The organism is Bacillus sp. TH30, from assembly GCF_016650875.1.
Lineage (GTDB): Bacteria > Bacillota > Bacilli > Bacillales > Bacillaceae_G > Bacillus_A > Bacillus_A mycoides.
Genome location: NZ_JAEKEY010000002.1, coordinates 3,604,605 through 3,631,015, shown reverse-complemented (window position 1 = coordinate 3,631,015; position 26,411 = coordinate 3,604,605). Strand labels below are relative to the sequence as shown.

General features: G+C 36.4%; 29 protein-coding genes. 5 read left to right on the top strand and 24 right to left on the bottom strand.

Translation table 11 applies throughout. From position 1 onward, the window contains the following. Positions 1–101: 101 nt before the first annotated feature. From dnaK to gpr, 8 genes are all read right to left on the bottom strand, one after another. A complete protein-coding gene (dnaK, locus tag JFU20_RS20865; RefSeq protein WP_002015198.1) occupies positions 102–1,937 on the bottom strand; it encodes a chaperone protein DnaK in 1,836 nt (611 codons plus the stop codon). Between the two features lie 26 nt (positions 1,938–1,963). After that, complete coding sequence (gene grpE / locus JFU20_RS20860; RefSeq protein WP_002165061.1) at positions 1,964–2,530, bottom strand: nucleotide exchange factor GrpE; 567 nt, start codon at positions 2,528–2,530, stop codon at positions 1,964–1,966. A gap of 114 nt (positions 2,531–2,644) precedes the next feature. Further along, entirely contained in the window at positions 2,645–3,661 is a 1,017-nt protein-coding gene (gene hrcA, locus JFU20_RS20855; protein WP_002015201.1) for a heat-inducible transcriptional repressor HrcA, read from the bottom strand. A gap of 133 nt (positions 3,662–3,794) precedes the next feature. Then, positions 3,795–4,934 (bottom strand): radical SAM family heme chaperone HemW, encoded by a 1,140-nt coding sequence (gene hemW / locus JFU20_RS20850; RefSeq protein ID WP_002015202.1) that lies wholly within the window; start codon positions 4,932–4,934, stop codon positions 3,795–3,797. Positions 4,935–4,985: 51 nt separating this feature from the next. Further along, positions 4,986–5,360, bottom strand: coding sequence for a winged helix-turn-helix transcriptional regulator (locus JFU20_RS20845; protein ID WP_002015203.1), 375 nt, complete (start codon positions 5,358–5,360; stop codon positions 4,986–4,988). 189 nt (positions 5,361–5,549) lie between these two features. Continuing rightward, the gene (lepA, locus tag JFU20_RS20840; protein ID WP_002015204.1) at positions 5,550–7,373 is read right to left on the bottom strand and encodes an elongation factor 4; all 1,824 of its coding nucleotides are present in this window, start codon (positions 7,371–7,373) and stop codon (positions 5,550–5,552) included. 208 nt (positions 7,374–7,581) lie between these two features. Next, on the bottom strand, positions 7,582–7,923 hold the full coding sequence (locus tag JFU20_RS20835) for a DUF3679 domain-containing protein (protein ID WP_002165060.1): 342 nt from the start codon (positions 7,921–7,923) through the stop codon (positions 7,582–7,584). A 20-nt stretch (positions 7,924–7,943) separates the two neighbouring features. Next, positions 7,944–9,047, bottom strand: coding sequence for a GPR endopeptidase (gene gpr, locus JFU20_RS20830; RefSeq protein ID WP_002088693.1), 1,104 nt, complete (start codon positions 9,045–9,047; stop codon positions 7,944–7,946). A 180-nt stretch (positions 9,048–9,227) separates the two neighbouring features. Here gpr and rpsT point away from each other — a divergent pair, with 180 nt between their 5' ends. Continuing rightward, positions 9,228–9,485: a 30S ribosomal protein S20 gene (rpsT, locus tag JFU20_RS20825; RefSeq protein WP_002088694.1), complete on the top strand. Its 258-nt coding sequence runs from the start codon at positions 9,228–9,230 to the stop codon at positions 9,483–9,485. 84 nt (positions 9,486–9,569) lie between these two features. On the opposite strand, the gene holA is transcribed toward rpsT, so the two are convergent. Continuing rightward, entirely contained in the window at positions 9,570–10,580 is a 1,011-nt protein-coding gene (gene holA / locus JFU20_RS20820; RefSeq protein WP_002034073.1) for a DNA polymerase III subunit delta, read from the bottom strand. Between the two features lie 348 nt (positions 10,581–10,928). Here holA and JFU20_RS20815 point away from each other — a divergent pair, with 348 nt between their 5' ends. Next, positions 10,929–11,063, top strand: coding sequence for a YqzM family protein (locus tag JFU20_RS20815; protein WP_000997609.1), 135 nt, complete (start codon positions 10,929–10,931; stop codon positions 11,061–11,063). Between the two features lie 31 nt (positions 11,064–11,094). Here JFU20_RS20815 and JFU20_RS20810 read toward each other — a convergent pair whose 3' ends face one another. The 3 genes from JFU20_RS20810 to JFU20_RS20800 all read right to left on the bottom strand — a co-directional run bounded on the left by JFU20_RS20810 (position 11,095) and on the right by JFU20_RS20800 (position 14,651). After that, entirely contained in the window at positions 11,095–13,416 is a 2,322-nt protein-coding gene (locus tag JFU20_RS20810) for a DNA internalization-related competence protein ComEC/Rec2 (protein ID WP_201038867.1), read from the bottom strand. Positions 13,417–13,430: 14 nt separating this feature from the next. After that, positions 13,431–13,988: a ComE operon protein 2 gene (locus JFU20_RS20805; RefSeq protein ID WP_002088698.1), complete on the bottom strand. Its 558-nt coding sequence runs from the start codon at positions 13,986–13,988 to the stop codon at positions 13,431–13,433. A 63-nt stretch (positions 13,989–14,051) separates the two neighbouring features. After that, positions 14,052–14,651, bottom strand: a complete 600-nt coding sequence (locus JFU20_RS20800) for a helix-hairpin-helix domain-containing protein (protein WP_002015211.1) — start codon at positions 14,649–14,651, stop codon at positions 14,052–14,054. 77 nt (positions 14,652–14,728) lie between these two features. Between JFU20_RS20800 and comER the strand changes: the two genes are divergently transcribed. Continuing rightward, positions 14,729–15,556: a late competence protein ComER gene (gene comER / locus JFU20_RS20795; RefSeq protein ID WP_002015213.1), complete on the top strand. Its 828-nt coding sequence runs from the start codon at positions 14,729–14,731 to the stop codon at positions 15,554–15,556. A gap of 172 nt (positions 15,557–15,728) precedes the next feature. Here the strand turns inward: comER and JFU20_RS20790 are convergent, their stop codons facing one another. From JFU20_RS20790 to JFU20_RS20755, 8 genes are all read right to left on the bottom strand, one after another. Beyond that, complete coding sequence (locus JFU20_RS20790) at positions 15,729–16,478, bottom strand: class I SAM-dependent DNA methyltransferase (RefSeq protein WP_088040167.1); 750 nt, start codon at positions 16,476–16,478, stop codon at positions 15,729–15,731. Next, on the bottom strand, positions 16,475–16,831 hold the full coding sequence (gene rsfS, locus JFU20_RS20785; protein WP_000653209.1) for a ribosome silencing factor: 357 nt from the start codon (positions 16,829–16,831) through the stop codon (positions 16,475–16,477). The genes JFU20_RS20790 and rsfS overlap by 4 nt, the downstream gene beginning before the upstream one ends. After that, complete coding sequence (gene yqeK, locus JFU20_RS20780; protein ID WP_002129163.1) at positions 16,828–17,397, bottom strand: bis(5'-nucleosyl)-tetraphosphatase (symmetrical) YqeK; 570 nt, start codon at positions 17,395–17,397, stop codon at positions 16,828–16,830. Before yqeK ends, rsfS begins: the two co-directional genes overlap by 4 nt. Beyond that, on the bottom strand, positions 17,387–17,956 hold the full coding sequence (locus tag JFU20_RS20775) for a nicotinate-nucleotide adenylyltransferase (protein WP_002015218.1): 570 nt from the start codon (positions 17,954–17,956) through the stop codon (positions 17,387–17,389). Before JFU20_RS20775 ends, yqeK begins: the two co-directional genes overlap by 11 nt. A 135-nt stretch (positions 17,957–18,091) precedes the next feature. Next, positions 18,092–18,385, bottom strand: coding sequence for a ribosome assembly RNA-binding protein YhbY (gene yhbY, locus JFU20_RS20770; protein ID WP_002015220.1), 294 nt, complete (start codon positions 18,383–18,385; stop codon positions 18,092–18,094). A gap of 4 nt (positions 18,386–18,389) precedes the next feature. Then, a complete protein-coding gene (gene aroE / locus JFU20_RS20765; RefSeq protein WP_002015222.1) occupies positions 18,390–19,223 on the bottom strand; it encodes a shikimate dehydrogenase in 834 nt (277 codons plus the stop codon). Positions 19,224–19,238: 15 nt separating this feature from the next. Continuing rightward, positions 19,239–20,345, bottom strand: a complete 1,107-nt coding sequence (gene yqeH / locus JFU20_RS20760; protein ID WP_002015224.1) for a ribosome biogenesis GTPase YqeH — start codon at positions 20,343–20,345, stop codon at positions 19,239–19,241. Positions 20,346–20,348: 3 nt separating this feature from the next. Next, entirely contained in the window at positions 20,349–20,861 is a 513-nt protein-coding gene (locus tag JFU20_RS20755; RefSeq protein WP_002015225.1) for a YqeG family HAD IIIA-type phosphatase, read from the bottom strand. Between the two features lie 246 nt (positions 20,862–21,107). On the opposite strand from JFU20_RS20755, the gene sda reads away from it, so the two are divergent. Further along, positions 21,108–21,263 (top strand): sporulation histidine kinase inhibitor Sda, encoded by a 156-nt coding sequence (gene sda, locus JFU20_RS20750; RefSeq protein WP_002015226.1) that lies wholly within the window; start codon positions 21,108–21,110, stop codon positions 21,261–21,263. Between the two features lie 152 nt (positions 21,264–21,415). Here sda and JFU20_RS20745 read toward each other — a convergent pair whose 3' ends face one another. The 3 genes from JFU20_RS20745 to JFU20_RS20735 form a co-directional block, all read right to left on the bottom strand. Further along, positions 21,416–22,204, bottom strand: a complete 789-nt coding sequence (locus JFU20_RS20745; protein WP_002129166.1) for a phosphatidylserine decarboxylase — start codon at positions 22,202–22,204, stop codon at positions 21,416–21,418. Between the two features lie 291 nt (positions 22,205–22,495). Beyond that, entirely contained in the window at positions 22,496–23,209 is a 714-nt protein-coding gene (sigK, locus tag JFU20_RS20740) for an RNA polymerase sporulation sigma factor SigK (RefSeq protein ID WP_000051382.1), read from the bottom strand. Positions 23,210–23,392: 183 nt separating this feature from the next. Next, positions 23,393–24,889, bottom strand: coding sequence for a YcdB/YcdC domain-containing protein (locus tag JFU20_RS20735; RefSeq protein WP_002015228.1), 1,497 nt, complete (start codon positions 24,887–24,889; stop codon positions 23,393–23,395). A gap of 304 nt (positions 24,890–25,193) precedes the next feature. Here JFU20_RS20735 and JFU20_RS20730 point away from each other — a divergent pair, with 304 nt between their 5' ends. Continuing rightward, positions 25,194–25,844: a GTP pyrophosphokinase gene (locus tag JFU20_RS20730; protein WP_002015229.1), complete on the top strand. Its 651-nt coding sequence runs from the start codon at positions 25,194–25,196 to the stop codon at positions 25,842–25,844. 75 nt (positions 25,845–25,919) lie between these two features. Here JFU20_RS20730 and JFU20_RS20725 read toward each other — a convergent pair whose 3' ends face one another. Continuing rightward, on the bottom strand, positions 25,920–26,384 hold the full coding sequence (locus JFU20_RS20725) for a hypothetical protein (protein ID WP_002165057.1): 465 nt from the start codon (positions 26,382–26,384) through the stop codon (positions 25,920–25,922). Positions 26,385–26,411: the final 27 nt, after the last annotated feature.

Genomic DNA, 26,411 nt, shown 5'->3' with positions numbered 1-26,411 from the left:
CTTAAGATCCTCACACATTTCTTCTTATTCGTGAAAAAAGCCAAAGCCAAGGCACGCTTGACTTTGACTTTTTGTCATCTTACTTATTTTATTTCACTGTATTACTTGTCTTCTTTTACTTCTTCAAACTCAGCGTCTACTACATTATCTTTTTTCGCGCCAGCGTCTTGTGCTCCTTGTGCACCTTCTGCTTGCCCTGCAGCCGCTTGAGCTTGCTCGTATAATTTAACAGTTAATTGTTGTACGATTTCTTGAAGAGCATCTTTTTTCACACGGATTTCTTCAAGTTCGTTTTTCTCGATTGCCGCTTGTAATGCTTCTTTCGCTTCCGTTGCTTTCGCTACTTCAGCTGCATCTACTTTACCTTCTAAATCTTTTACAACTTTGTCTGTTTGGAATACAAGTTGGTCAGCTTCGTTACGAAGTTCAACTTCTTCCTTACGTTTTTGGTCAGCATCAGCATTTGATTCAGCTTCTTGTACCATACGATCTACTTCTTCATCAGAAAGACCTGAAGAAGATTGGATTGTAATAGTTTGCTCTTTGCTTGTACCTAAGTCTTTTGCACGTACGTTAACGATACCGTTCGCATCAATATCGAATGTTACTTCGATTTGTGGAATTCCACGTGGTGCTGGCGGAAGGTCTGTTAATTGGAAACGACCTAACGTTTTGTTGTCAGCTGACATTGGACGCTCACCTTGTAGTACGTGAATGTCTACCGCTGGTTGGTTATCAGCAGCTGTTGAGAATACTTGTGACTTACTTGTCGGAATTGTAGTGTTACGCTCGATTAGTTTCGTGAACACACCGCCCATAGTTTCGATACCTAAAGAAAGTGGAGTTACGTCTAATAATAGAACGCCCTCTACATCACCAGTAAGTACGCCACCTTGAACTGCAGCACCTAATGCTACAACTTCATCTGGGTTTACACCTTTGTATGGCTCTTTACCAGTTTCACGTTTAATTGCTTCTTGTACAGCTGGGATACGAGTAGATCCACCAACAAGGATAACTTTATCTAATTCGCTTGGAGCAAAACCAGCGTCTTTTAATGCACGACGAGTTGGCTCTAATGTTCTTTCAACAAGACCAGCTGAAATTTCTTCGAATTTAGCTCTTGTTAACGTTAATTCTAAGTGTAATGGGCCAGCAGCTCCAGCACTAATGAATGGTAATGAAATTTGTGTTTGTGTTACACCAGAAAGATCTTTCTTCGCTTTTTCAGCTGCATCTTTCAGACGTTGAAGTGCCATTTTATCTTGGCTTAAATCAATGCTATTTTCTTTTTTGAATTCAGCTACTAAATGATCGATGATAACTTGGTCAAAGTCATCTCCACCAAGACGGTTGTCACCAGCAGTTGAAATAACTTCGAATGTGCCATCTGCTAACTCAAGGATAGATACGTCAAATGTACCGCCACCTAAGTCATATACTAAGATTTTTTGCTCTTCATCTTGTTTTTCTAAACCGTAAGCAAGTGCTGCGGCTGTTGGTTCGTTAATAATACGCTCAACTTCTAAACCAGCGATACGACCAGCATCTTTCGTTGCTTGACGCTCTGCATCGTTGAAGTATGCAGGTACTGTAATAACAGCTTTCGTTACTGTTTCACCTAAGTATGCTTCAGCAGAAGCTTTTAAGTTTTGTAAAATGATTGCAGAAATTTCTTGAGGTGTAAAATCTTTACCTTCAACTTCTACTTTGTAGTCTGTACCCATATGACGTTTAACAGACATGATTGTATTTGGGTTTGTAATTGCTTGACGCTTCGCAACTTCCCCAACTTGACGCTCTTCATTTTTGAAAGCTACAACAGAAGGTGTTGTACGATTTCCTTCTGGATTTGGGATAACCTTTGGTTCTCCACCTTCCATAACAGCTACACAAGAGTTTGTTGTACCTAAGTCAATACCGATAATTTTACTCATGGCGAATCCTCCTACTTTTATGTAAATTATTGATTTACTTTTACCATTGATGGGCGAATCACACGGTCTTTTAGTTTATAACCTTTTTGGAATTCTTCAACTACCGCGTTTGATTCAAATTCACTGTCTTCCACTTGCATAATAGCTTGGTGTTCATTCGGATCAAACTGTTTACCAACAGCTTCAATCGCTTCAACACCTTCCTTAGTCAACGCTTCTAGCAATTGACGATGCACCATTTCCATACCTTGTAACAAGGATTGCGTTTGCTCGTCAGTCGCTTCCACTTGCATCGCTCTTTCAAAATTATCAAGAGCTGGCAAAATATCTGAAACTAGACTTTGTGCTCTATATTTATCAGCAGCCTGTTTATCCATTTGGACACGGCGCTTATAATTTTCAAAATCAGCTTGTAGACGTAATGTGCGACCTTCCGTTTCCGTTAGTTTCGCTTGTAACTCATCTACTTTTTCTTGTAAAAGAGCAGCCTCACTTTTTTCTTCTACAGTTTTTTCACTGTTTTCTGGCGTGACAGCTTCTTCAACTTGCGCTTCTTTCACTTCTTCTACCACTTGTTCGTTACGCTCTTCCACAATTTTCACCTCCTTAAAAGGTATTAGGTATCATGTTTAGCATGATTACCTAAGCATTATATATTACACACAGCAATGAAAATTTCATCACTTGAGCGAATGTATTACTCTCATTTACTTTTTAAGTCCGTCTGTAAATTGTCTTGTAAATAACTGCAGTAAACTAATTACACGAGAGTATTGCATTCTCGTCGGACCTAAAATTGCAATTGTTCCAAGTTGCTCTTCTCCAATCGAATACGTTGCAGAAATCAAACTGCAATCCTCCATTGCCGTAGAAGAATTTTCTCTACCAATTTTCACTTGAATTCCGACTTGTTTATGACGCAAAATGTCATAAAACGCAGCCTCATTATCAATCATCGTCAGCAAAGATCTTACTTTGTGAATGTCATGGAACTCTGGTTGCGAAAGCATATTTGCTTTTCCTCCAAAGTATATCTTTTCCGATAAAGGGACTTGAAATGTACCATCTAACATTTTTATTGCACTATCGTAATTATGAACATACCCACGCAAGACTGTAACAATCTCTTTAAAGATTTTATTATGAAGTTCTGCCATAGGTATACCAGATAGCTTTTCATTTAAAATATTAACCATTTTTTCTAAATCTGATAAATCAACAGATTCCGGAACGGTAATCGTTTTACTTTGCACATGCCCTGTATCTGTTACAATAATAGCGACTGCTGTTTGACGATCAAGCGGTACAATTTGTACATTTTTAAGTTTATTTGTGCTCAATTTGGGACCAAGAACAATGGCCGTATAATTCGTAAGCTCTGATAAAATTTGAGCTGATTGTTGTGCAATTTTTTCTGCTTCAAAAATTCTTTCAGCAAATAAATCTTTAATTTGTACAATTTCATCGGTCGGTAAGTTTTGCGGCGCTAAAAGATGGTCTACATAAAATCGGTATCCTTTTTCAGAAGGAACACGCCCAGAAGAACTATGCGTTTTTTCAATAAATCCTAGTTCTTCTAAATCAGCCATTTCATTTCGAATAGTAGCTGAACTAAACGTAATTTCATCTTTCTTAGCCAACGTCCTCGAACCAACTGGTTGCGCTGATCCAATAAAGTCATCAACAATTGTTTGTAAAATTAAGAGCTGACGTTCCGTAAGCATCTCATCATCACCTCTGTTAGCACTCTTTGTCTTCGAGTGCTAAATCTATTAATAACTTACCAAAATTGACATTCAATTGTCAACGGAAACGTCACGAAATAACAAAAAATTTTCGCGCTTATGGCACATTTAATTAATCAATCAAAAATGACTGAAATACTTCATTCCCTAATAGTTTCCCTTTCCTCGTTAAACAAACATGTCCATCTCTGTTTTCAAGTAATCCTTGTTCTTGATTACTTTGTAACTGCTTTGCAAAAACATGGTCCATCTCCACATTAAATTTCTTTTGGAATTCTAACTTAGAAACACCTTTTGTTTTTCGAAGTCCTAAGAACAACTCTTCTTCCATTTTTTCTTTCTCTGTCACTGGGTGAACATCTAAATATGGAAATCCTGTCTCATCAATTTTAGTGAAATATTGCTTGAGCGGACCTACATTTTGAATTCGTTCCCCGTTCACATAGCTATGCGCTCCAGCTCCAAATCCATAATACTCTTCATTATTCCAGTATGTGAGATTGTGTCTACTTTCATTATTACCTTTTGAGAAGTTACTAATCTCATACTGGTTATAACCATGTTTCTCCATTTCATCCATTACCATTTCGTACATTTTCGCTTCATGGTCTTCACCTGGAAGTCTTAATTTCCCTTTATTCATTAAGTTATAAAATACAGTTTTCGGTTCCACAATTAAGGAATATGCCGAGAAATGTTGTACACCAAGCGTAAAGGCAATGTCTAATGTTTCCTTTACATCTTCTATCGTCTGTCCTGGCAGAGCATAAATTAAATCTACATTAATATTTGTAAAACCAACTTCCTGCGCTTCTCGAATTGCTACGAATGCATCTTCTCTCGTATGCCTGCGTCCAATCTTCTCAAGTAGCTCATCACGAAACGTTTGCACACCAAAACTAATTCGGTTTACTCCACCTTCTAGCAATACGTTCAACTTCTCTTTCGGTAAATCACCTGGATTCGCTTCAAATGTTAATTCACAATTCGGCGCAAATGGACGTAAACGGCGGTTAATGATGTCGAGTAGTTTTTTTGTTTGCTCCATATTTAAAGCTGTCGGAGTTCCTCCGCCAACAAAAATCGTTTTCATACTTTCAAACGGTACTTTTTGAACCGTATTTATTATTTCTTTCTCTAAATATTGTAAGTATTGATCAACCGGTTGGCGTTCAATAAATACTTTATTAAAATCACAATAGTGACAAATATGCTGACAAAATGGAATATGAATATATGCAGCTTGTACCAAATATAACTCCTACCTTTCTAAAAAGAAAACCTCCGCACTCCGGAGGATTCTTTACTTCTCTACTGTATTACGGATTTGTTCCATTCGCATTTTTCCCCAATCATACATCATTTCAACGATCGGTAAAAGCGACATACCTAATTCCGTCATATAGTACTCAACACGCGGAGGAATTTCCGGGTATACCGTCCGATCAACAATCCCGTCCTCCATTAACTCTTTCAATTGATTTGACAACACTTTATGAGAAATGCTCGGGAACAGACGTTGCAATTCACTAAAACGATGCGGACCTTCCACACCTAAGTGCCACAATATCACAACTTTCCACTTCCCACTAATTATAGAAAGCGTCAGTTCCTTTTCGCAATTAAAATTACCTTTTTGTATTTTCTCTCGAATATCTTTTCGAATATTTTCGGACATTAATAGTCTCCTAACTCTATATCAATCACTAAAAAGCTCTCTCACTATTGTAAATGAGAGATGATAAGATGTCTAAAAAGTAGCATATAAAAAAGAAGCCGAACGAACGGCTTCTACTTTTATCACGATTGGTGCGGGCTAATAATTAGCGAAGAATAGAAAAATCTCCACTAATTATAGTTCACTCCATTAGTTATCATCCATTTTCAGTACAGCCATGAATGCTTCTTGCGGCACTTCTACAGAACCAACAGACTTCATACGTTTTTTACCTTCTTTTTGCTTATCAAGAAGTTTACGCTTACGAGAAATGTCACCACCGTAACATTTTGCAAGTACGTTTTTACGCATCGCCTTAATTGTAGAACGAGATACAACTTTATTTCCGATAGTCGCCTGAATTGGCACTTCAAACTGTTGTCTTGGAATTAATTTCTTTAATTTCTCTACAATTACTTTACCACGGTCATACGCTGAATCACGATGTACAATAAATGATAAAGCATCCACTTGTTCATTATTTAAAAGAATATCCATTTTCACAAGTTTAGATGGTTTATAACCAATTAACTCGTAGTCAAATGATGCATATCCTTTCGTATTTGATTTCAATTGATCGAAGAAATCATATACGATTTCTGATAACGGGATTTCATATGTCAATGTAACACGTGTTTCATCTAAATATTGCATATCAATAAACGTTCCACGTTTCCCTTGGCAAATTTCCATTACAGCTCCAACATAGTCATTCGGAACCATAATTGCAGCCTTCACAAACGGCTCTTCTACACGATCGATAGTCTGTGGATCTGGCATATTAGATGGATTATCAACAATAAAATCTTCACCGTTTGTTAAATACACTTTATAAATAACACTTGGCGCTGTTGTAATTAAGTCAATCTTGAATTCACGTTCAATACGTTCTTGAATAATCTCCATGTGAAGAAGCCCTAAGAAACCACAACGGAAACCAAAACCTAAAGCTTGAGATGTTTCAGGCTCAAATTCAAGAGCAGAATCATTCAATTCTAGTTTTTCTAAAGCATCACGTAAGTCGTTATAACGTGCAGAATCGATTGGATATAAACCACAGAATACCATTGGGTTTAATTTTCGATACCCTTTTAACGGCTCTGCAGCCGGACGTTTCGCATGTGTGATCGTATCACCTACGCGTGTATCACCTACGTTTTTAATAGATGCTGCCAAGAAACCTACATCACCTACCGTTAACTCGTCACGTTGCGTCGTTTTCGGTGTAAACACACCTACTTCTGTTACTTCAAATTCTTTTCCAGTTGCCATCATACGTACTTTATCGCCAACTTTTACCGTTCCATTTACAACACGGATATATGCAATTACACCACGGTACGGATCATATAAAGAATCGAAAATCATACATTGTAACGGCTCTTCTGAATCACCTGTTGGAGCTGGTACCTTTTCAACGATTTGTTCTAAAATTTCTTCAATACCAATGCCAGCTTTCGCTGAAGCAAGTACAGCTTCCGATGCATCTAAACCAATTACATCTTCTACCTCTTGACGTACGCGTTCTGGGTCTGCACTTGGTAAGTCGATTTTATTAATAACTGGTAAGATTTCTAAATTATTATCAAGCGCTAAATATACGTTCGCTAATGTTTGCGCCTCAATTCCTTGCGCTGCATCCACTACAAGAATTGCACCTTCACAAGCCGCTAAACTACGAGATACTTCGTACGTAAAGTCGACGTGTCCTGGAGTATCGATTAAGTGAAGAATATACTCTTCACCGTCTTTCGCTTTATACGTTAGTTGTACTGCATTTAATTTAATTGTAATACCACGCTCACGCTCCAACTCCATAGAGTCAAGCAATTGCGCCTTCATTTCGCGCTGTGCCAACGCGTTTGTTTTCTCCAAAATACGGTCTGCCAACGTTGATTTCCCGTGGTCAATGTGAGCAATGATGGAGAAGTTACGAATTTTGGACTGTCTTTTTGCTCTTTCTTCTTTATTCATCTATGTTCTCAACTCCTAATAGTCTCGCCAATATACACTAGCACTGATTATATCAATAGAGCAGCAAAGATTCAATGAAAACTCGTGCTGCTTACAATACAAATCACTCTATCTATATCTTATGCGAACAAACCATAAGAGACAAACCTTTTTCAAATTAAAAGACAGCTCTCTTACAAACATAAGACAACCATCCTTCCTGCTACCCTTAACTAAAAATTCCTTTTATTGCCCCAACAACTATATCTGTTCCAAACTTTGTCATATCACGAGCAACACTTGCTATCGCCATACCGATACCTTCTACAACATTAAAACTTCTTAAGCTTTCTAACTGTTTTTGTTTTTCAATAGTCGAAAACGTCTCTCCCGAAATTTCCGATTCAGCCCCATCGCCTTCTGTTCCTGTCATATGAGCAATTTGTTCATATGACAGCTGACGATATCCCTTCATACTTTTTAGACCATGATTAGCGAGTCCCACTCCAGCTATCATCATAAGCAAAGATAAGACTGTACCGCATATACATAACAGCGTAAATTGACTCAAGCTATTTCTGCCTCTTTCCATCAATGTGTATATGCCCCTGTATTATCCTGATCAATCTGATGATGCAGCGCTGCATTTAAACCGCTGGCTATTACATTTGCCATATCCTCAATAAACGCATCTACTTCTTTTGGAGTTACCATTAAATTATGACCAAGAGGAGATAACACTTCATAAATTAACTTTCTCTTTTCTTCTTCTTCTAACGTACCAATAGCTCCTAAAAACATATTTCGACTCTTTTCATCTGGCATATCTTCTTCTGTTAATTTTTTCTTTTCTCCAAATGTAAAACCTGCTGGCAATAAAGAGCGTGACGGTTTGTTTCCTTCTTTCAGTTCCCGGCCAAAATGTTTCAAAATAAAATCAATTGTATCACTCGTAATCGAAACAGCATCTACCACAGTTGGCACACCAATTGCGATAACAGGAATACCTAATGTTTCTTTACTTAGTTCCTTACGCTTATTCCCAACACCAGATCCTGGATGAATTCCTGTATCAGAAATTTGTATCGTACTATTTACTCGTTCAATAGAACGCGCAGCTAATGCATCAATTGCGATGACAAAGTCTGGTTTTGTCTTCTCAATAATTCCGTAAATGACATCGCTCGTTTCAATCCCTGTAATTCCCATTACCCCTGGACGAATAGCACTAACAGGTCTAAACCCTTCTTCCACACTTTCAGGCTGCAATTTAAACAAATGTCTCGTCACCAATACGTTCTCTACAACTATCGGTCCGAGTGCATCCGGCGTTACATTCCAATTCCCAAGACCTACGATTAAACAACTCGCTTCTTTTGAAACTCCAACCTCTTCTAAGAAATAAGAAAATTCTTTTGCAAAAATACGCTCTACCTTTTGCTGAAGTTCCGTATCTTGTTGTCGTATGCCTTGCACCTCAAGAGTTAAATAACTTCCAGGTTTTTTCCCCATCGACTCAGATGCAATTTCATCAATAGTTACTTTTGTAATTGTAACTCCCTCTTCTTCTCTCTCTTTTACAATAACTCCCTGTATCCCTTTTTGTTCTTCTTGGCGCTCTTGTAGCATTTGGTGCGCCTCTACAGCAAGGTCAGTTCTAACACTATATTTACTTAAATCTAATGGTTCTTTCATCGTATCTCCTCCGTAATTCATAGTAAATATCGTTAGATTTCCCCAAGTTATATTAGGTCATTCTTTCCTTTACGTGAAATTTCATTGATATACTATTGCAATTCTCTTCACCGTTTGATAAAATATCACTTGTTCTATGTAAGAATCGAGTCATTCGATTGCACCAGGGAGGTGAAAAGTATGGCAAACATCAAATCTGCTATCAAACGCGCTAAACTTAGCGAAGAGCGTCGTTCACATAACGCTTCTATCAAGTCTGACATGCGTACTGCTGTTAAAACTGTAGAAACTTTAGTTACTAATAACGATCTTGAAAATGCTAAAGAAGCTTTCAAAACTGCTTCTAAAAAACTTGACAAAGCAGCTCGTAAAGGTCTTATCCACCAAAACGCTGCAGCTCGTCAAAAATCTCGCTTAGCGAAACAAGTAAACGCGTAAGGCGTTTAAAAAACGATCCATTCGGATCGTTTTTTATATACACAAAAAAGTTCACGTACTAAGTACGTGAACTTTTTTGTGTCACTACATATGATTTAACCGCATTAAGAAAAACTCAAGCACAAGTTTCTTATCCATCTTTCCAGTCTTCATACTATAATCAGCTTCCGCCAATTCTATAATAACTTTTTTTAATTCTTCAAAAGAGAAAAACTTCGTTTGATTCATCGCCAACTTTACCCGGTACGGATGTACACCAATATGGGACGCGATTTGATTTTGTCCGTAACCACGCTGTTGCAACTCTTTCACTTGATGTAGCAAGCGGAACTGACTTACTAATAAAGCGAGCAGTTTAATCGGTTCTTCCTGCTGTGTAAATAATCCGTCTAAAATTTGCATCGCACCAGCGATATCTTTTTTCACCACTTTTTCTGTTAAAGCAAACACGTTTTGCTCAACAGATTTCGGCACAAGTTCCGTGACAAGCTTTGGCGTAATTTCTCCGCCCATACCGACGTATAACGTTAACTTGTCCATTTCCTTCGCCAACATTGTTACATTACTTCCCACAAGCTCTAACAATAAACTAACAGCTGCATTATCAATATGCACATGCACCTCATCCGCACGAGAAACAATCCACTTCTGAACATCCTGCACTTGCATCGCATTTGCTTCTATTACATCCGCTGTTTTCTTTAATAGTTTTGTAATTTTTTTTCGTTCGTCTAATTTTTCATAAGGCGCAACAAAAACAAGAATAGAAAAAGGAGATGGCTCCCCAATATATTCTTCTAAAATTTTTATATTTTGTTCTAATTTTTCTTTTTGTGCCGTTAAAAATAGTGGTGATTTTATTAATATAACTTTACGCTCTCCAAAAAAAGGAAGCGTATGCGCATCCTCAACTACATCTTCTAAATACGCTTCTTCCAAATCGTATGTCACAACATTAAACTCTCGATCTTCCTCTTCAAGCGCTTCCGTTGTAATAAGCTTTATCGTTTCATTTATAAAATAAGCTTCCGTTCCATACAGTACATACAACGGAGCGAACTGTTTCTTTTTAATCTTCTTATGTATATCACTCATATTTTTTCCTACTCCCTAACTTGGCAATATATATTTATACTAATGCCCTAGCTTTTGTTTTACAAGTACAAAGGGACGGTCTTTATAACCCGCCCCTTTATTTATATAAAACGCCACGCAATAAGCCCCGGATTTCTTATTGGTGTGCGGTAATCACCTTCCCTTTATTATTTACAATAATAATCTTAGTATAAGTGCCAACTGTTAACATGATTGGAAATGAAAAATTCACGCTACTTAACTAACTAGAAAAAGTATACAAATACTCTATTTCACTTCATATGGAAATTGTAGATTTTTTTCTGACAATATTTTATACTAAAATGGAATGTTGGGGAGGGATTCTAAATGAATGATTTTGAACAAAACGTTCAAAGTAAACGCAATGACGCTATTGATTCAGGGGTAGGATTTATCGTCTCATTTGGTTTTTTCGCAACACTTTTCATTATTGCAACTGTTATTAAATTCATCGGTTCTTAAAGGCTGCTGCTTAACGGCAGTCTTCTTTTTTTCATCTTCTATGTGTTTCATCGTATGTGATTTTACTTTGAAAGGTTCCTTTTTCTCCATTAAAAACATAGGAAATAGCACCTTGCTTATCCGTACGCCATATATCAATACCCATCTTCTTAAAACGCTCTATAACTTCCTTATGCGGGTGCCCATACCTATTACGCTCCCCCACAGAAATAATCGCTACAGCAGGCTGTACAAGGCTTAAAAATGGATCTGCAGACGATGTTTTACTCCCATGGTGGGCAACTTTTAAAATATTAGCCCGCAAATCAGGATATGTTGATACTATAAACTTTTCTCCTTCTTCTTCTAGATCACCCGTAAATAGCCATGTTAGTCCCCCTAGTCTGGCCCATAGTACAATCGAAGAGTCATTTCCTCCCTTTTCTTTCCCCTTTGGAGCTAATACGAAAAATTCCGCTTCATTTACCCTCCAACCTTCCCCTTCTCCTACTACACTTATCTTCATGCTCTTTTCTAACGCCTTTTTCTTCACCACTTTTTCCAATACAGTATCTTGTTCCTTTCTCCCAAATACAACTTCTTTTACAATAATAGATGACAGCAAATCTAGCGCAGCACCTATATGATCCGCATCTCCGTGCGTTACAATTAATTTATCAATCGTTTTTATACCTTCTTTTTGTAAAAAAGGAACAAGAATATCATGCCCAACAGAAAATTCATGCTTTTTCTGTTGCCACGCTTCCTTCTTGACAGGAAGGGCTCCTCCTGTATCAATAAGATAAACCTCTTTATCGTACGGAAGACGAATTAATATCGCATCTCCCTGTCCAACATCAAGAAATGTAACACTCCCACTTTCGCGAAAATATGGATATACATAATGACAAGTACTAATAAAAAGAAACACACCCACAACTATGCACAAAATTTTTTTCGTTATTACCCTTTCCCAAATCACAAATATACTAACGATACTAAAACAATATATAGCCACAAGAAATAAAGGAGTTTGACCAAAAGTAAGTCGGATGAAAGGGAAACTTTCACAGTAACTTAGAAAATCATTAGAAATGGTTAAACATAGTGAAAGTACATATGCAATTCCTTTTGCGAAAAATGGAATAACCGGCATACATATAAGAATAATGATGCTACACGGCAATACAATAATGGATAGAAAAGGAACATATATAAGATTGAGGAAAATGCTATAAGGAGAAAAATAACCAAAATGATATAACAAGATGGGGGTACTAGCGAGCTGTGAAATTATAGAAATGTAAATAGAATTTCGAACTATCCCATTACTACGCCCTAATAATATCGGCGCAGATAGTAGTAAAGAAAAACTACCTACAAATGAAAATTGAAATCCAATGTTGAAAATAAGATACGGATCGTATATAAGCATACATATAGCCGTTATACTTAAGGCGTCTAGACTAGATAAGCGAACAGAGCATATGAAAGCTACCAATAATAAAACTCCTGTTATAGAAGCCCTCACAACAGATGGCGACGCCCCAGCTATGATCATATACAGAGGAATGCAAACTATAAGACATACTGTTGCTATCTCTTTCGTCACACCACTTCTTAGCAAAACAAAATACATTATAACCATTAATAGTACGATATGCGATCCTGAAATTGCTAACAAATGTATAAGACCAAATTGTTGATATTGCTCTTCTACTTCAAACGTCATTTGTTGTCGATCTCCAAATAATAATGCGTTCATAAATGCACCTGATTGTTCCGGGAACATTTCTGTAACTTTCGAGATTGTTTGTTGCCTGAGAAGGAAAATCCATTGCACGAGTGACAACGATGTTTTGTGACATTCAGAAATGTATGTCACATCAAATATAAAATGTATTTTTTGCTGATATAAATAATTACGATAATCAAAAACATGAAAATTCCGGGCAGTTTGTGGTTCTTTCACCTCCCCTTTAAATGTACACGATATACCTACATGTAATTGTTGCAACTGCTTCTTTTCCGAAGCAGATTGTATTTTATAATTTAACTGCACTAAGTTCTTATTCTGATCTTCAATTTGAAAAGAGAGACGATCTCCATTAATTAGAGGTGTATTTTGCACGACCCCTCGTGTAACTTCATAGGACTCCCCTAGCGGCTTATTTAGACTCTGAACATACGTGGTGTACATAACACCACTAAAACACGCTATTATACAAAATATGAAGGTTTTACGCGAAGTACGATATAAACAAAATAAAACATAACAAACGAAACAACAAGCAGCCAACAAATGCGATGCGGAAAAGGTAATTGCAATCCCAATTATAAACGAGATTGCAACATAGCCCCATTGCCCATTCAACTCATACTCACTCCTTATAGCATCATTTTCGCTTTAGTGAATACACGCTGTAATTCTTCCATTGATAAATTATCTTTTTCTAAAGCTGCGAATAATTCCTTTAGCTGTAAATGACGCTCTTGTTCCTCTAGCGATGTAATATCGTATTCTAGCGGAACGTGCTTTACTGTTACACTCGCTTGTTCAAATAACTCTACGGCATACGGATGATTTTTATAGTCCTGTGCATAATAAACCGCTGTAACACCACTTTGAATAATCGCCTTACAGCACTGCAAACAAGGAAAATGTGTGACATAAATTTCCGCTTCCTCTGTTTTTGCACCAAATTTCGCACATTGCAATAAAGCATTCATTTCAGCATGAATTGTACGAACGCAATGATTATCAATGACATAGCAACCATCGTCTATACAATGCACACCACCTTTAATTGAACCGTTATATCCACCAGCAATAATTCGTTTATCACGAACGATTGTCGCTCCTACCGCAAGCCTTGTACATGTACTACGTAAAGATAGTAGATGGCTTTGCGTCATAAAATATTGATCCCATGAAATTCGTTCCATATTTTTCACCTTCTTTTTTGTCTACTTGTAGTGTAGCGAAAAAAGAAAAACTTCGTCAATCTTTTATGGAATAATAATTTGATCTTTTATTTTCTCTAAAGACTTCGCACCAATCCCATCAATTTCTAATAAATCTTCTATTTTCTGAAACAGACCATGTTCTTCTCGATATTTCAAAATACTTTCCGCTTTCCGAGAACCAATGCCTGTTATTTTTTCAAGTTGCTCTTTAGAAGCTGTATTTATTTGCACTTTACCCTCGCTTTTTGAAAAAGTAGCCCCTTCTTGTACTGGCTCATTCTTGTTAGGAACATAAAGAAGCATTTGGTCTTGGACCATTTGCGCCAAATTCACTTTCTTCACATCTGCATCCGGCAACAAACCACCAGCTTTTTCAACCGCCTCCTTCACCCGGTCCCCTTCCTTCATTTCATACACACCCTCTTTAAAAACCGCCCCTTTCACATCAATTATAATTATTTTTTTCTGCTCCTTTGCATCCAATACTTTCGGTTTACTTTTTTTCTCCACATCTTTCACTTGAACTTCCGTTGTAACGAGCGATCGCTCTGTTTGCTGATTCGTTTTCCAGAAAAAAAGAAAAATCAAAGTGCCAATAATAACCACTAATCCCAACCATTTTTTCGGAAAATCCCACATCATTTTACACCTCTAATCATAAATTTATAACATCATTCATATTGTTTAGGAGAAAGCTGTTACGAAGGAGGGATGAAACATTGAACATAGGAATTATAGGGACAGGGAACATGGGGAATATACTAATCGATGCATTTTTAGAAACCCGTGCTGTCAAACCTTCGTGCCTTACTATTATTAATCGGACGCCTGCCAAAGCATATCATATAAAAGAAAAATACCCTTCTGTTCATATAGCCAAAACAATCCAAGAGGTAATCGAACAATCCCAGCTTATTTTCATTTGCGTAAAACCGATAGATATATACCCTATTCTACAAAAATACGCTGACCATTTTTCAGACGAAGATTGCTTAGTTTCTATCACAAGCCCCATATCTCCATCACAATTAGAAACACTTATACCTTGCCACGTCGCTCGTATCATTCCAAGCATCACAAACCGCGCCTTATCCGGCGCATCACTATTTACATTTGGAAATAACTGCTCTCTAGAATGGCAACAAAAACTACTTCGTCTATTCAAAAACATTTCTACTCCCCTTGTTATAGAAGAAGATATAACGCGCGTTTCATCTGATATAGCAAGCTGCGGCCCTGCTTTTTTTAGTTATTTATTACAATGTTTCATTAACGCTGCTGTAGATAAAACAAATATTACACATGAAGAAGCCACTACTTTAGTAAGTGAAATGGTCATTGGAATGGGGAAATTACTTGAAAAAGAAATTTTCACATTACCTACTTTACAAGAAAAGGTATGCGTTAAAGGCGGTGTTACAGGAGAAGGTATTCGTATTTTAGAAGAGCACGTTGGGGATATGTTTCATAAATTAATCGAACGGACACATGAGAAATTTGATGAAGATTTAAAATGCGTTGAGCAGCAATTCAATAAACACACATAATAAATACGCCATCGTAATCCCAAACCCTTTTTATTAATACTTATCTTTTTCAAACTAAATTTTCACTAAAACTAGCATTTTTACACTTTACACATATCATCTTTTTATTTTTCTAGAACTAAAACTACATCTTTTCTATAAAACAAAAGCAACCTTATCGGTTGCTTTTCTTTTATCCATTCTTCTTCGCCATAAAAAAGATGCGCTCTGTTTGTTCTGTCACTTCAATTCGTTCAAAGTCACCTGTGACGCGAAGCACTGTAAACCCAGCTTCTTCAAGCCATTTTGTTAACACTTCAACCGAATACGCACGTTGCACGTGACATTCGTCAAAACGATGATACACATCTTCTTCTGAATCTTGTACAAAGAATGTCAAATCATGTTCCACACTATCTGATTCTTCTCCAGGGAAGCAGTTCCAAATAAGTGATATTTCTTCGCCGTTCACTGTATATGTTTCATTTTGAAATACGTGATGTATTTTATATAAAGAGTGTACATCGAATAAAAACAAGCCATCCTGACGTAAATGGTGGAAAACTCTTCCAAATGTTTCTTGCACTCCATCTTCTTGCAATACATAATTTAATGAGTCACAAAAGATTGTCACACAATCAAATTCACCAGGAACATCGAGTTCTCTCATGTCTTGTTGGTAAAAAGGAATAAAATAGCCTTCTCCCCCCAATTTTTGCTGCGCGACAGTTAACATTTCTTCCGAAAGATCTACACCAATTAAGTCATAACCTTTTCGCACAAGCGGAAGTGTTACGTTACCAGTTCCACATGCTACGTCAAGGATTCTTGCCTCTTTCATAGATGCCTGTTGTAAACTTTCCTCTGTGAATTCCACCCATTTATCATAAGGGACATCATTCATCAGTTCGTCATACAGCAAAGCAAATTGTTCGTATTTCATTGATCTAGCTCATCTGCAATATCTTCACGCGGCACATCGCCCCATAGACGCTCTAAATTATAGTGATTACGCTCATCTTTATGGAATACATGAGCAACCACATCACCAAGGTCTACTAAAACCCAACGCGCTTCATCAAAGCCTTCCATACGTTGTACGTTAATTTCGAACTCATGTGCCTTCGCTTTAATTTCACGTGCAATTGCTTGTACTTGCTTGTCTGAATTTCCGTGACAAATAATAAAATAGTCTGCAATCGGTGAAATACCTTGCATATTTAGTACAACCATATCTTCTGCTCTCTTATCATCAGCTGCTTTTGCCGCTAATACTAATAACTCTTTATCTTTCATTTATTAATTTCCTCCTTGATAACTTCATTGTATGTTTGGAATGTTAATGGATAAATCGTTTGATCTTTTTCCATTAAAAATTGAATTGTTCGCTTTAAAGCAAACAGTAAAGCTTGATTTATATCTTTATATGCGAGTTTCCTCGCTTCTTCCACACCAGGAAACTTACGTCCTGGTTCAATGTAATCTGCTACATAAATAACTTTATCTAACATTGTCATTTTTTCATGACCACTTGTATGATATGTAATAGCTTGTAGAATTTCAGGATCAGTAATGCCTACTTCTTTTTCTACTAAGTATGCCCCAACAGGTGCATGCCATAACTCTTTGTTATAGTGCAGTAGGTCCTTTGGCAAAGCTTCTCCCTTAATAATCTCTTCCATTTCTGGAATCGCTCTACATTTTGCATAATCGTGAAATATAGCAGCCGTCTCTGCCTTTTTCTCATCTACACCATATAACCTAGCAAGTTCAATCGCTGTTTCCATTACACCAACCGTGTGTATATAACGTTTTTCATGCATTTGTTGTTTGACAATACTAAGTGCTTCCTCACGATTCATACAACCCATTCCTCTCGATATATACCTGTACTTTTTCGGGGAGTAAATATTTGCACGTTTTCTTCGTCATATATCTCTCACGTAACAGAGAAGAAGAAACTGCAAACTCCGGAATTTCCACTTTTACGATATCATAAGGCGTATGTAATGTATAACCTGGTCTTGCAACTCCAACGAAAGTCACAAGCTTAAGTAACTTTTCAATGTTATACCACTTCGGCAAATACTCAACCATGTCTCCGCCAATAATAAAGTGAAACTGCACATCCGGATACTTCTCCGTTAATTGTACCATAGTATCGTACGTATAAGATGGGCCTTCTCTGTCTAGCTCTTCTAAACAAATTGAAAAGTATGCTTCTTCCTCAATCGCTATTTGCAGCATATTTAATCGACTTTTCACACTCGTAATGTTACGTCCTTGCTTGTGCGGTGGAACTTGATTCGGCAAAAACCATACCTCTTCCAACCCTAAAGCATGATACACTTCATTTGCAATTAACAAATGCCCATTATGAGGTGGATCAAACGTGCCACCAATAATGCCAATTTTTCTCAAAAGAAACGCTCCTTCCTTTTACATACAGCAACTCTCCCCATACAAATTCGAAGAGAGCCCACTGTTAATAAAAGTTCAATTGGTTTCGCTTTCTACATATCAAGCGTCCATTACGAAATAACTCACGTATATCTTTTATCGAGGAAGCTTAATCTGCTTATTTTCTCTTGATTCTTTGTATAAAACAATTGTGCTCCCGATTACTTGAACGATTTCAGCTCGTGCACCTTGTGCAAGCTCTTCTGCAACTTCACTACGATCAAATTCACAGTTTTGTAATACGCTCACTTTAAATAGTTCACGAACTTCTAATGCTTCTCCAATTTGTTTCACCATATTTTCATTCACGCCACCTTTTCCAACTTGAAAAATCGGTGTTAAATGATGTGCCTTTGCACGTAAAAATCTTTTTTGTTTTCCTGTTAACATATAATTAGCCTCCAAGCTCTCTCATTACTAATTGTTTCATTCTATCAATATTCGGCACACACCCTGTCCACATTTCAAACGCAAGTGCACCTTGATAAACGAACATATCGATTCCATTTTGAATTATTGCACCTTGTTCTTTTGCATCGCCTAAAATTTTCGTCTCAAATGGATTATAAATAATATCAGAAACAATCGTTCCTTGTTTCAATGAACGAATTTCCAGCGGCGTATACTCAACATGTGGATGCATACCTATCGTTGTTGTTTGGATGATAATATCATATTCCCCTTGATTTTCTGCTGCACATTCTAACGATAGAGCATGCGAATTAACATTTGCCATGCACCCAGAGATAAGGTTTTTCGCCTTATCTCTCGTACGATTAGCAATATCAATTTCTTTCACACCTACATCGGCAAGCGAGAAGTAAATAGCTCGGCTAGCACCACCTGCACCGATTAATAAAATACGTTTCTCTTGAAGTGGATCTTCACTAATTGACTGCAGGGCACGAACAAAACCAATTCCATCTGTATTATACCCAATCAATTTTCCATCTCGATGAACTACTGTATTTACCGCACCGATTTGCCTTGCTAACGGGGCAATCTCATCCAAGTACTCCATAATTGCAACTTTGTGCGGAGTCGTTACATTAAATCCTGAAATACCTAATGCTTTCAAACCTTTTACTGCTTCCCCTAGCGCTTCTTCTTCTACAAGAAACGCATGGTAATGGGCATCCATATTCAAGTGTTCAAATGCATCGTTATGCATAACGGGTGATAATGAATGTCCAATTGGATTTCCGATTACACCATATAATTGTTTCATAAATCCCTCTCCATATTAAATTAAAGATTTACGTAATGAAACACTTACTCCTTTTGGTACATGAGCAACAATTTTCGCTCCTGATTCATTTACAGTAACCCAGCCCAATCCAGAGAATACAACATCCGTTTTCGGCTCACGAATATTAAATTCATATTTCACAAACTTAGGCATATTTTCTAATTCTTCTGGTGTCGGTGGATTCAATAATTCTCCAGCGTGTTTTTCGTACAATTCATCAGCCTTTTCAAGCTTTGTACGATGGATTGTTAAACGGTTTGAGAAATGACAAGTGAATGCACGACGGCCCCCACTTACATAATCAAATCGTGCTAATCCACCAAAGAATAATGTTTGTTCTTCATTTAATTGGAATACCATTGGCTTAACTTCTGTAGTCGGTGTAATAAGCTTTAAGCTTTGTTTCCCAACATAATGCGCCATTTGATGATGATTAATAATACCTGGTGTATCGTATAAAGATGACGTTTCGTCTAATGGGATATCAATTAAATCAAGCGTTGTTCCTGGGAAATGTGATGTTGTAATTACATTCTCAGTCTCATCACTAAACTCTTTAATCATACGATTAATAAATGTTGATTTACCAACATTCGTACATCCAACAACATAAACATCTTTACCCTCGCGGTAATGCTCAATTGCATCAGCAAGTTCAGCGATTCCTTGTCCTTTAGCTGCACTAATTAAAAAGACATCTTCTGGTTTTAAACCAAGTTGCTTTGCACTATAGCGCATCCAATGTTTTACTTTATCATGCTTAACTGACTTTGGAATTAAGTCAGCCTTATTCCCTACAAGTAATACTTTATTGTTCCCTACAAAACGATGTAAGCCCGGTAACCAGCTACCATTGAAATCGAAAATATCTACGATTTTAACCACTAGTGCGTCTGATTGTCCAATTCCGTTCAAAATACGAAGGAAATCATCATCTGTTAAAGATACATCTTGAATTTCGTTATAATGTTTCAAACGAAAACAACGTTGGCAAATTACTTGTTCTTTTTCTAAAGATGATACAGGAGCGTATCCTACTTCATTTTTATTTTCTGTTTGAATTTCTACACCGCAACCAATACATTTAATTGTTTCAGTCAAACTTTATTCCTCCCAGTTAATTAAGCCTTTTTTCTTCATGTTTCTCATAATTCTTCGTTCAATTTTCCGATTAAATCGTGTCACCAATCCGTCCGTTTGCGCTACCGGTACAACTAAAATTGTATGAAGTCCCACACGATTCCCGCCGAGCACATCCGTTAGTAACTGATCTCCAATTACTACAACTTCATCTGGCTGCAGGTGCATCTCATGTATCGCACGCTTAAATGCGCGAACAAACGGTTTGCGCGCACTATGAATAAACGGAATACCTAATGGGTCAGCGAAGTCTTTAACGCGTTGCTCGTTGTTATTTGAAACGACCGTTACTTGAATATCATTTTCTTTCATTTTCAAAAACCACTCTTCAAGCTGTGGCGTTGCGTTTGGACGATCCCATTCAATTAAAGTGTTATCTAAATCAGTAATAACTCCTTTAATTCCACGTTTTTTCAAATCTTCTGGTTGAATATGATATATATTTTTCACATATTCATTTGGTAAAAATAACTTCAATTTCTTTCACCTCTTTGAGGATTTTTCATAAAATTTTTCGACAACATTTTTCGATAGATAACCTGTGGATAAACTTGTACACACTTTCCACGTTAATTTTTCAGTCAATTTGGAATTTACTAACAATCTATCCACATTTTATCCACTGAGTTATGTGGATAACCTCTTGTTTGTGACTGTCATATTTTTTTGGTACATTAAATGCAACAACGAATCAATCCTTATATTATTAGGAGGTGACTCACCTTGAAAACAAAACATATGGAACAGTTATCTACTGATTTACTCACTGAGTCTTATTATAAAGCAAAAGAACTAAAATTAAATCCCGACTTCATTTTACTTATAAAACAAGAAATTATTAGACGCTCGTTAGAGGACAAGCTCGTCAAATCTTCTTGAGTACATATAGATTGCTGATTGACCTGTAAAAAGAGCCATCCTGCGATGGCTCTCGAATAAACAAGTACTCCCATCTAGGGGATTTCTTCATTAAGCATCTTTGTCCACATTTCTTAATTAGAGCTTCATAAGTATATTATAAAACCTTTTCTTTACTTATGAGATACTCGGGTTGCAATTTTTTCACCAAGACGCAGCTCTTGCCCACTTGTCAATTCCTGCACTGCTTTAATCATATCTTTTTCAAATAATAAAACAACTGTTGAGCCAAATGTAAAGTATGCCATCTCTTCACCTTTTTGAACAGTACTTCTTTCATGAAGGAGCTCGATACTATTAACAAACATAGCACCTACTTTTACAAGTGCCATATGTTCGCCGTCACTATTTACTTCTGTAACAGAGCGATAATTTTTTGACAATGGTTCTTTCCCATACTCCATACCCGCTGCATTTACCGGATATGATTTTCTACCGAGTACAAATCTTTCAGTCACAGAGCCAGAAAGCGGGCTATGAATGCGATGATAATGACTTGGACTCAAATAAATCACCATATATGTACCGCCTGCATATCGCTTTGCACGCTCTTCATTACCTAGCATATCCACAATTGAATAACGCTTTCCTTTTATATCGAATGTTTTTGTATCCTCAATAGGACCTTGATCAGCAAAAACACCATCAACAGGACTAACGATACTCGATGCATCAGTATCAATACTACGCTTTCCTTCTTTTAGCCTACGTGTAAATAAATCATGCAATGTTCCATATTCCTTCAAACCCTTTTCCATCTCATCTTGATTAATTTGAAAAACTTTCACATACGATGGAATAATGATAGAGCTCAAACGAGATTGTGCAAATTTACGTAATATATAAGAAGTAAAACGACCATTTGTAAGTTCGATCATAAGTCGATATAATGTCCGTCGCAAATTACGAAACCTCCTAATCAGCCTATAACTTTAGTTTCCCCTTCTTTTCTCTCTATATCATATGTAAAATTGGTTCTTATTCCCACATATAGAATGGAGCCGTCTCGTTATACACGAAGAAAAACTAAGTATAATTTTTATTCTTAAATTGTTTAGCACCTTCTAATATTACAGATAGAACCCGCCATTTTCAACAGTGAACATGTATTTCTTCTTAGAACAGCTCGTTTTCTTTCCGTTTTCCCGAAAGAAAAGCAGCCACTTTTAAAGTGTAGCTGCTTACAATACACATTATTCTTTTGCTTTTTTCTCTTTCTCAGCCCGCACAAATTCATGGAACATTTTCATTAAAGCACGCTTTTCAATTCGCGATACGTAGCTTCTTGAAATACCGAGTGCCTTCGCAATCTCCCTCTGTGTTTTCTCTTTATCAAGCCCAAGTCCAAAACGCTTCACAATTACTTCTTTCTCTCGTTCGTCCAAAATATCGATATACTCTTTAATTTTTTCTAACTCCATACTAAGCTGAATCATATCAATTACATCTTCAGATTCTGATTTTAATATATCAATAAGTGATATTTCATTACCCTCTTTATCTTGCCCAATCGGATCATGAAGTGAAACGTCTTTTTTCGTTTTCTTTAGCACACGTAAATGCATCAAAATTTCATTTTCGATACAGCGTGCTGCATATGTTGCAAGCTTAGTTCCTTTCCCTGCTGAATAGCTTTCAATCGCTTTAATAAGCCCAATGGTACCAATTGAAATTAAATCTTCTGCATCTTCACCAGTGTTTTCGAATTTCTTAACAATATGAGCTACAAGCCGTAAATTATGTTCAATTAAAAGATTTCTCGCTTGAGCATCACCTTGCTCCATTAACTCTAAGTACTTTCTCTCATCATCTGATGATAACGGCTGCGGGAACGCATTGTTCTTCACATAAGAAACAAATACAAACACTTCTCGAACCATATATCCAATTGCGGCGAATAGACTCAAACCTTTCACCTCCGCCAAAATAGTGGTCTTTACTATGTGTATGTGGGCATGAGGTTGTTTGTGTCTGTACGATGTAAATATGGAACTCTTAACTTAATGGCATTCTTAAATCACTCAACGCTAATCATTAAATTTTTCTATAAACATAGTAAAAGCCAATCGAAACGTATCGATTGGCTTTTACTAATATTCACTCCAAATTTTCTCTCCAGTATGCGCATCTATGTAACGAATTTTCCGACTACAATCGACGGATTCTTTATGATTTTCACTCCTCGTTTGTTTATACAGCAGTTTATATTTCATTTCCTCTGCATCATGATCTATACACCATTCTAATTTTACTCGAATGACCTCTTTATATATTTCTAACGCTTTTTCTTTTGTTACTTTTGGTGCTGTTTCATGTGCAAGTAACTCTTCTATTATATTGCTAGGTTTTCCCGAGTAGTGCATCACAGCACCATTTTCTGTATTAATGTTGACCATGAATTCCCTATACTCTACCGGAATTTCATTCACATATACTGAAAAGACAAATCTTTCAATCCCTTCATCTTCGTCACGTTCATCCCAAAGGCGAAGATATTGTGTAACATCTGGAATAACATGTTCTAAAAATTGAAGTGCTTTTTGTAAACATTCCTCTCTAGACAGTATTTGTTTTACTTCTTTATCGTCTGCCAGTTTTATAAAACCAATTAATTCATTGGTTGATTTATCAATCGTAATGCCAACTAAATTATTATATTTTAACATCGGTAAATGCTTTTTAAAGAATTCATTCATTAAATATGGATTCTTTTCTTCTTTCTGTTTTTGTAATTCCTCTTTCGAAACAAATTTCATCCTTATTCCATCTTCATTTTCTGTCTCAGCCACTTTTGTAAAACTTTCTTTATCCCAGTCAAATAAATCGAATATATCATCTTGTTGACTACCTTTTTTCGGTTTTTCAACAGCTACAGTTGGAGGCAATTTATAATGATCTGGGTCAAACAAATCTTTACCTGTACTTGCATCAATAAACGCATGACTAGGTTCTGGTTCATATACAAGATGATAGCCTTTTACTTCCTCACCATTTTCATATTTACATGAAGAATGTGTTAAATCCACAAATACAAGTCTCATATCTTGTCTAGCTCTCAAAGTTTCTAAAACGACGTTCTCCTCAACAATTTCAATTGGCCATAACGGTTTTTTCTCTATAGCTTTTTGTCCATTGTAATGAAAATGCACAACATTACCTGAAGGATGAATTCGCACAACACATCCTGTATTCGGCAATGGATATCCATTCACTTCCTGCATATAATTTATTTCTTTCCAACCACGCCAGTCATCCTTAACTGACACATATGTATAAAATTCTAATCCTTTTTCCACATGTTTTTTTATAAATACATTTGCAATCTCTCTTGCCTTATTCTCCTCTATCGCTTCTTTATCACTCGAAAAATAATTTTCATCATCTATCCTGAATTCAAATAAATTACCCGTATGCCTATTTAATGAAATTTGTATCTGTTTCTCCTCATCCTCTTTATGCCCCCACCATAATAAATGATGAGGATCATCCACTCCTTCTTGATCATCTACAACAAGCCTATATTCATCTGGAATTTCAATAATATGAGCCACTTTCTCTTTTCTTTCTTTATCTTTTGGATTCATCATACCCTCTCCTTTATTACAATTTAAGGTAATTATAACAAACAAAACCAAAAACCATTAGCAAAAAGACAAAAAGCTGAAACAATTAGTTCATACGAATTTCACATGAATCTATTACTATAGGAATTGTACATAGTGAAATTACTAACAATGACGTTTATTCATATATAATTTCATTTGAAAGGGGTTGAAAAGATGAAAACTAAATATCGCTTTATGATCTCATCATTTGCTGCTTGCGCCTACATGATTTGGTGTTTAGTATAATAACAACTTCACTTGTAAATAAGAAAAGGTGTGTATATAAATGGAATATAACCAATCAACAGTTAACTACTGGAAAGCTTTTGTATTACCTTATACATTCGCTTTAGAAGAGTTAAAAACTAAATTTGAAATTATGAACCGGGAAGCTCAATTTTTAGAAGACTACAACCCGTTTGAACATATAAAAACAAGACTTAAACAACCCGAAAGTATCATTAGGAAGCTTGAGCGTAAAAACTTATCACCAACAGTTGAAAATGCTCAAACACAATTACAAGATATTATTGGCATCCGTATTACATGTTGCTTTGTAGAAGATATTTATCATTTAAAAGAAGTTATTGAAAATCGTGGAGATATGGAAATTGTAGAAGTAAAAGATTATATTGCTAATCCAAAAGGAAATGGCTATAAAAGTTTGCATATGATTATTAAATATCCATTGTCACTAAATTCTGGTACGAAAGATGTCTTTGCAGAAATTCAATTACGTACACTTGCCATGGACTTTTGGGCAAGTTTAGAACATAAGCTTTACTACAAATATGAAGGAAATATACCTGACTATTTGAAAGATGAACTACATGACGCTGCTATGAAAGCTGAAGACCTCGATAATAAGATGGCAACAATCCGTCAAGATATTGATGACATTGAAGCATGTTCAAATCAAATTTTATTACCACTTTAAAAGGTTCTCTCCTATGAGAACCTTTTTATCCCGCTATTTGCGGGCAGTAAGACTCCCACTGATTAAAGTTTCACTTTATTTCTTCTCTATCGTACGAACCTCTTCAATCTTCCACCCTTCTTCTTCTTTTCCAAGTGCGTACTGCATTTTCTTCTGAAGAGTAACCCCTCCATCTACTTCTTTTTCCTCCGTTTCAACAATAACAAGCCCACCTTTAAGAGCTTTCATATTCATATGTTCTAACTCTATTTTCTTATTTCCCTTTTGAAATGCCGCTTCCTTTTGTGTTTTTAAGTCTTCAGCACTAGGCATCTTCTTTGAAAATAACTCCATATGTTCAGCAAGATTTTTTTCATTCGTTGTCCGTACAAATGCCTCAATAACACCTTGAATGGATTTCTCTTCTTCTTTCGTTATATGTACCTTTTCCTCAGTTTTCCCAGCAGATTTTTGTTCTATATTATTCTCTTGAGATTGACATCCAACTAGCAATAATACGAATACTAGAAGGAATCTTAATTTCCCTAAAAAAACGCTCATCTTTCCATCTCCTAAAAAGAAAAGTGA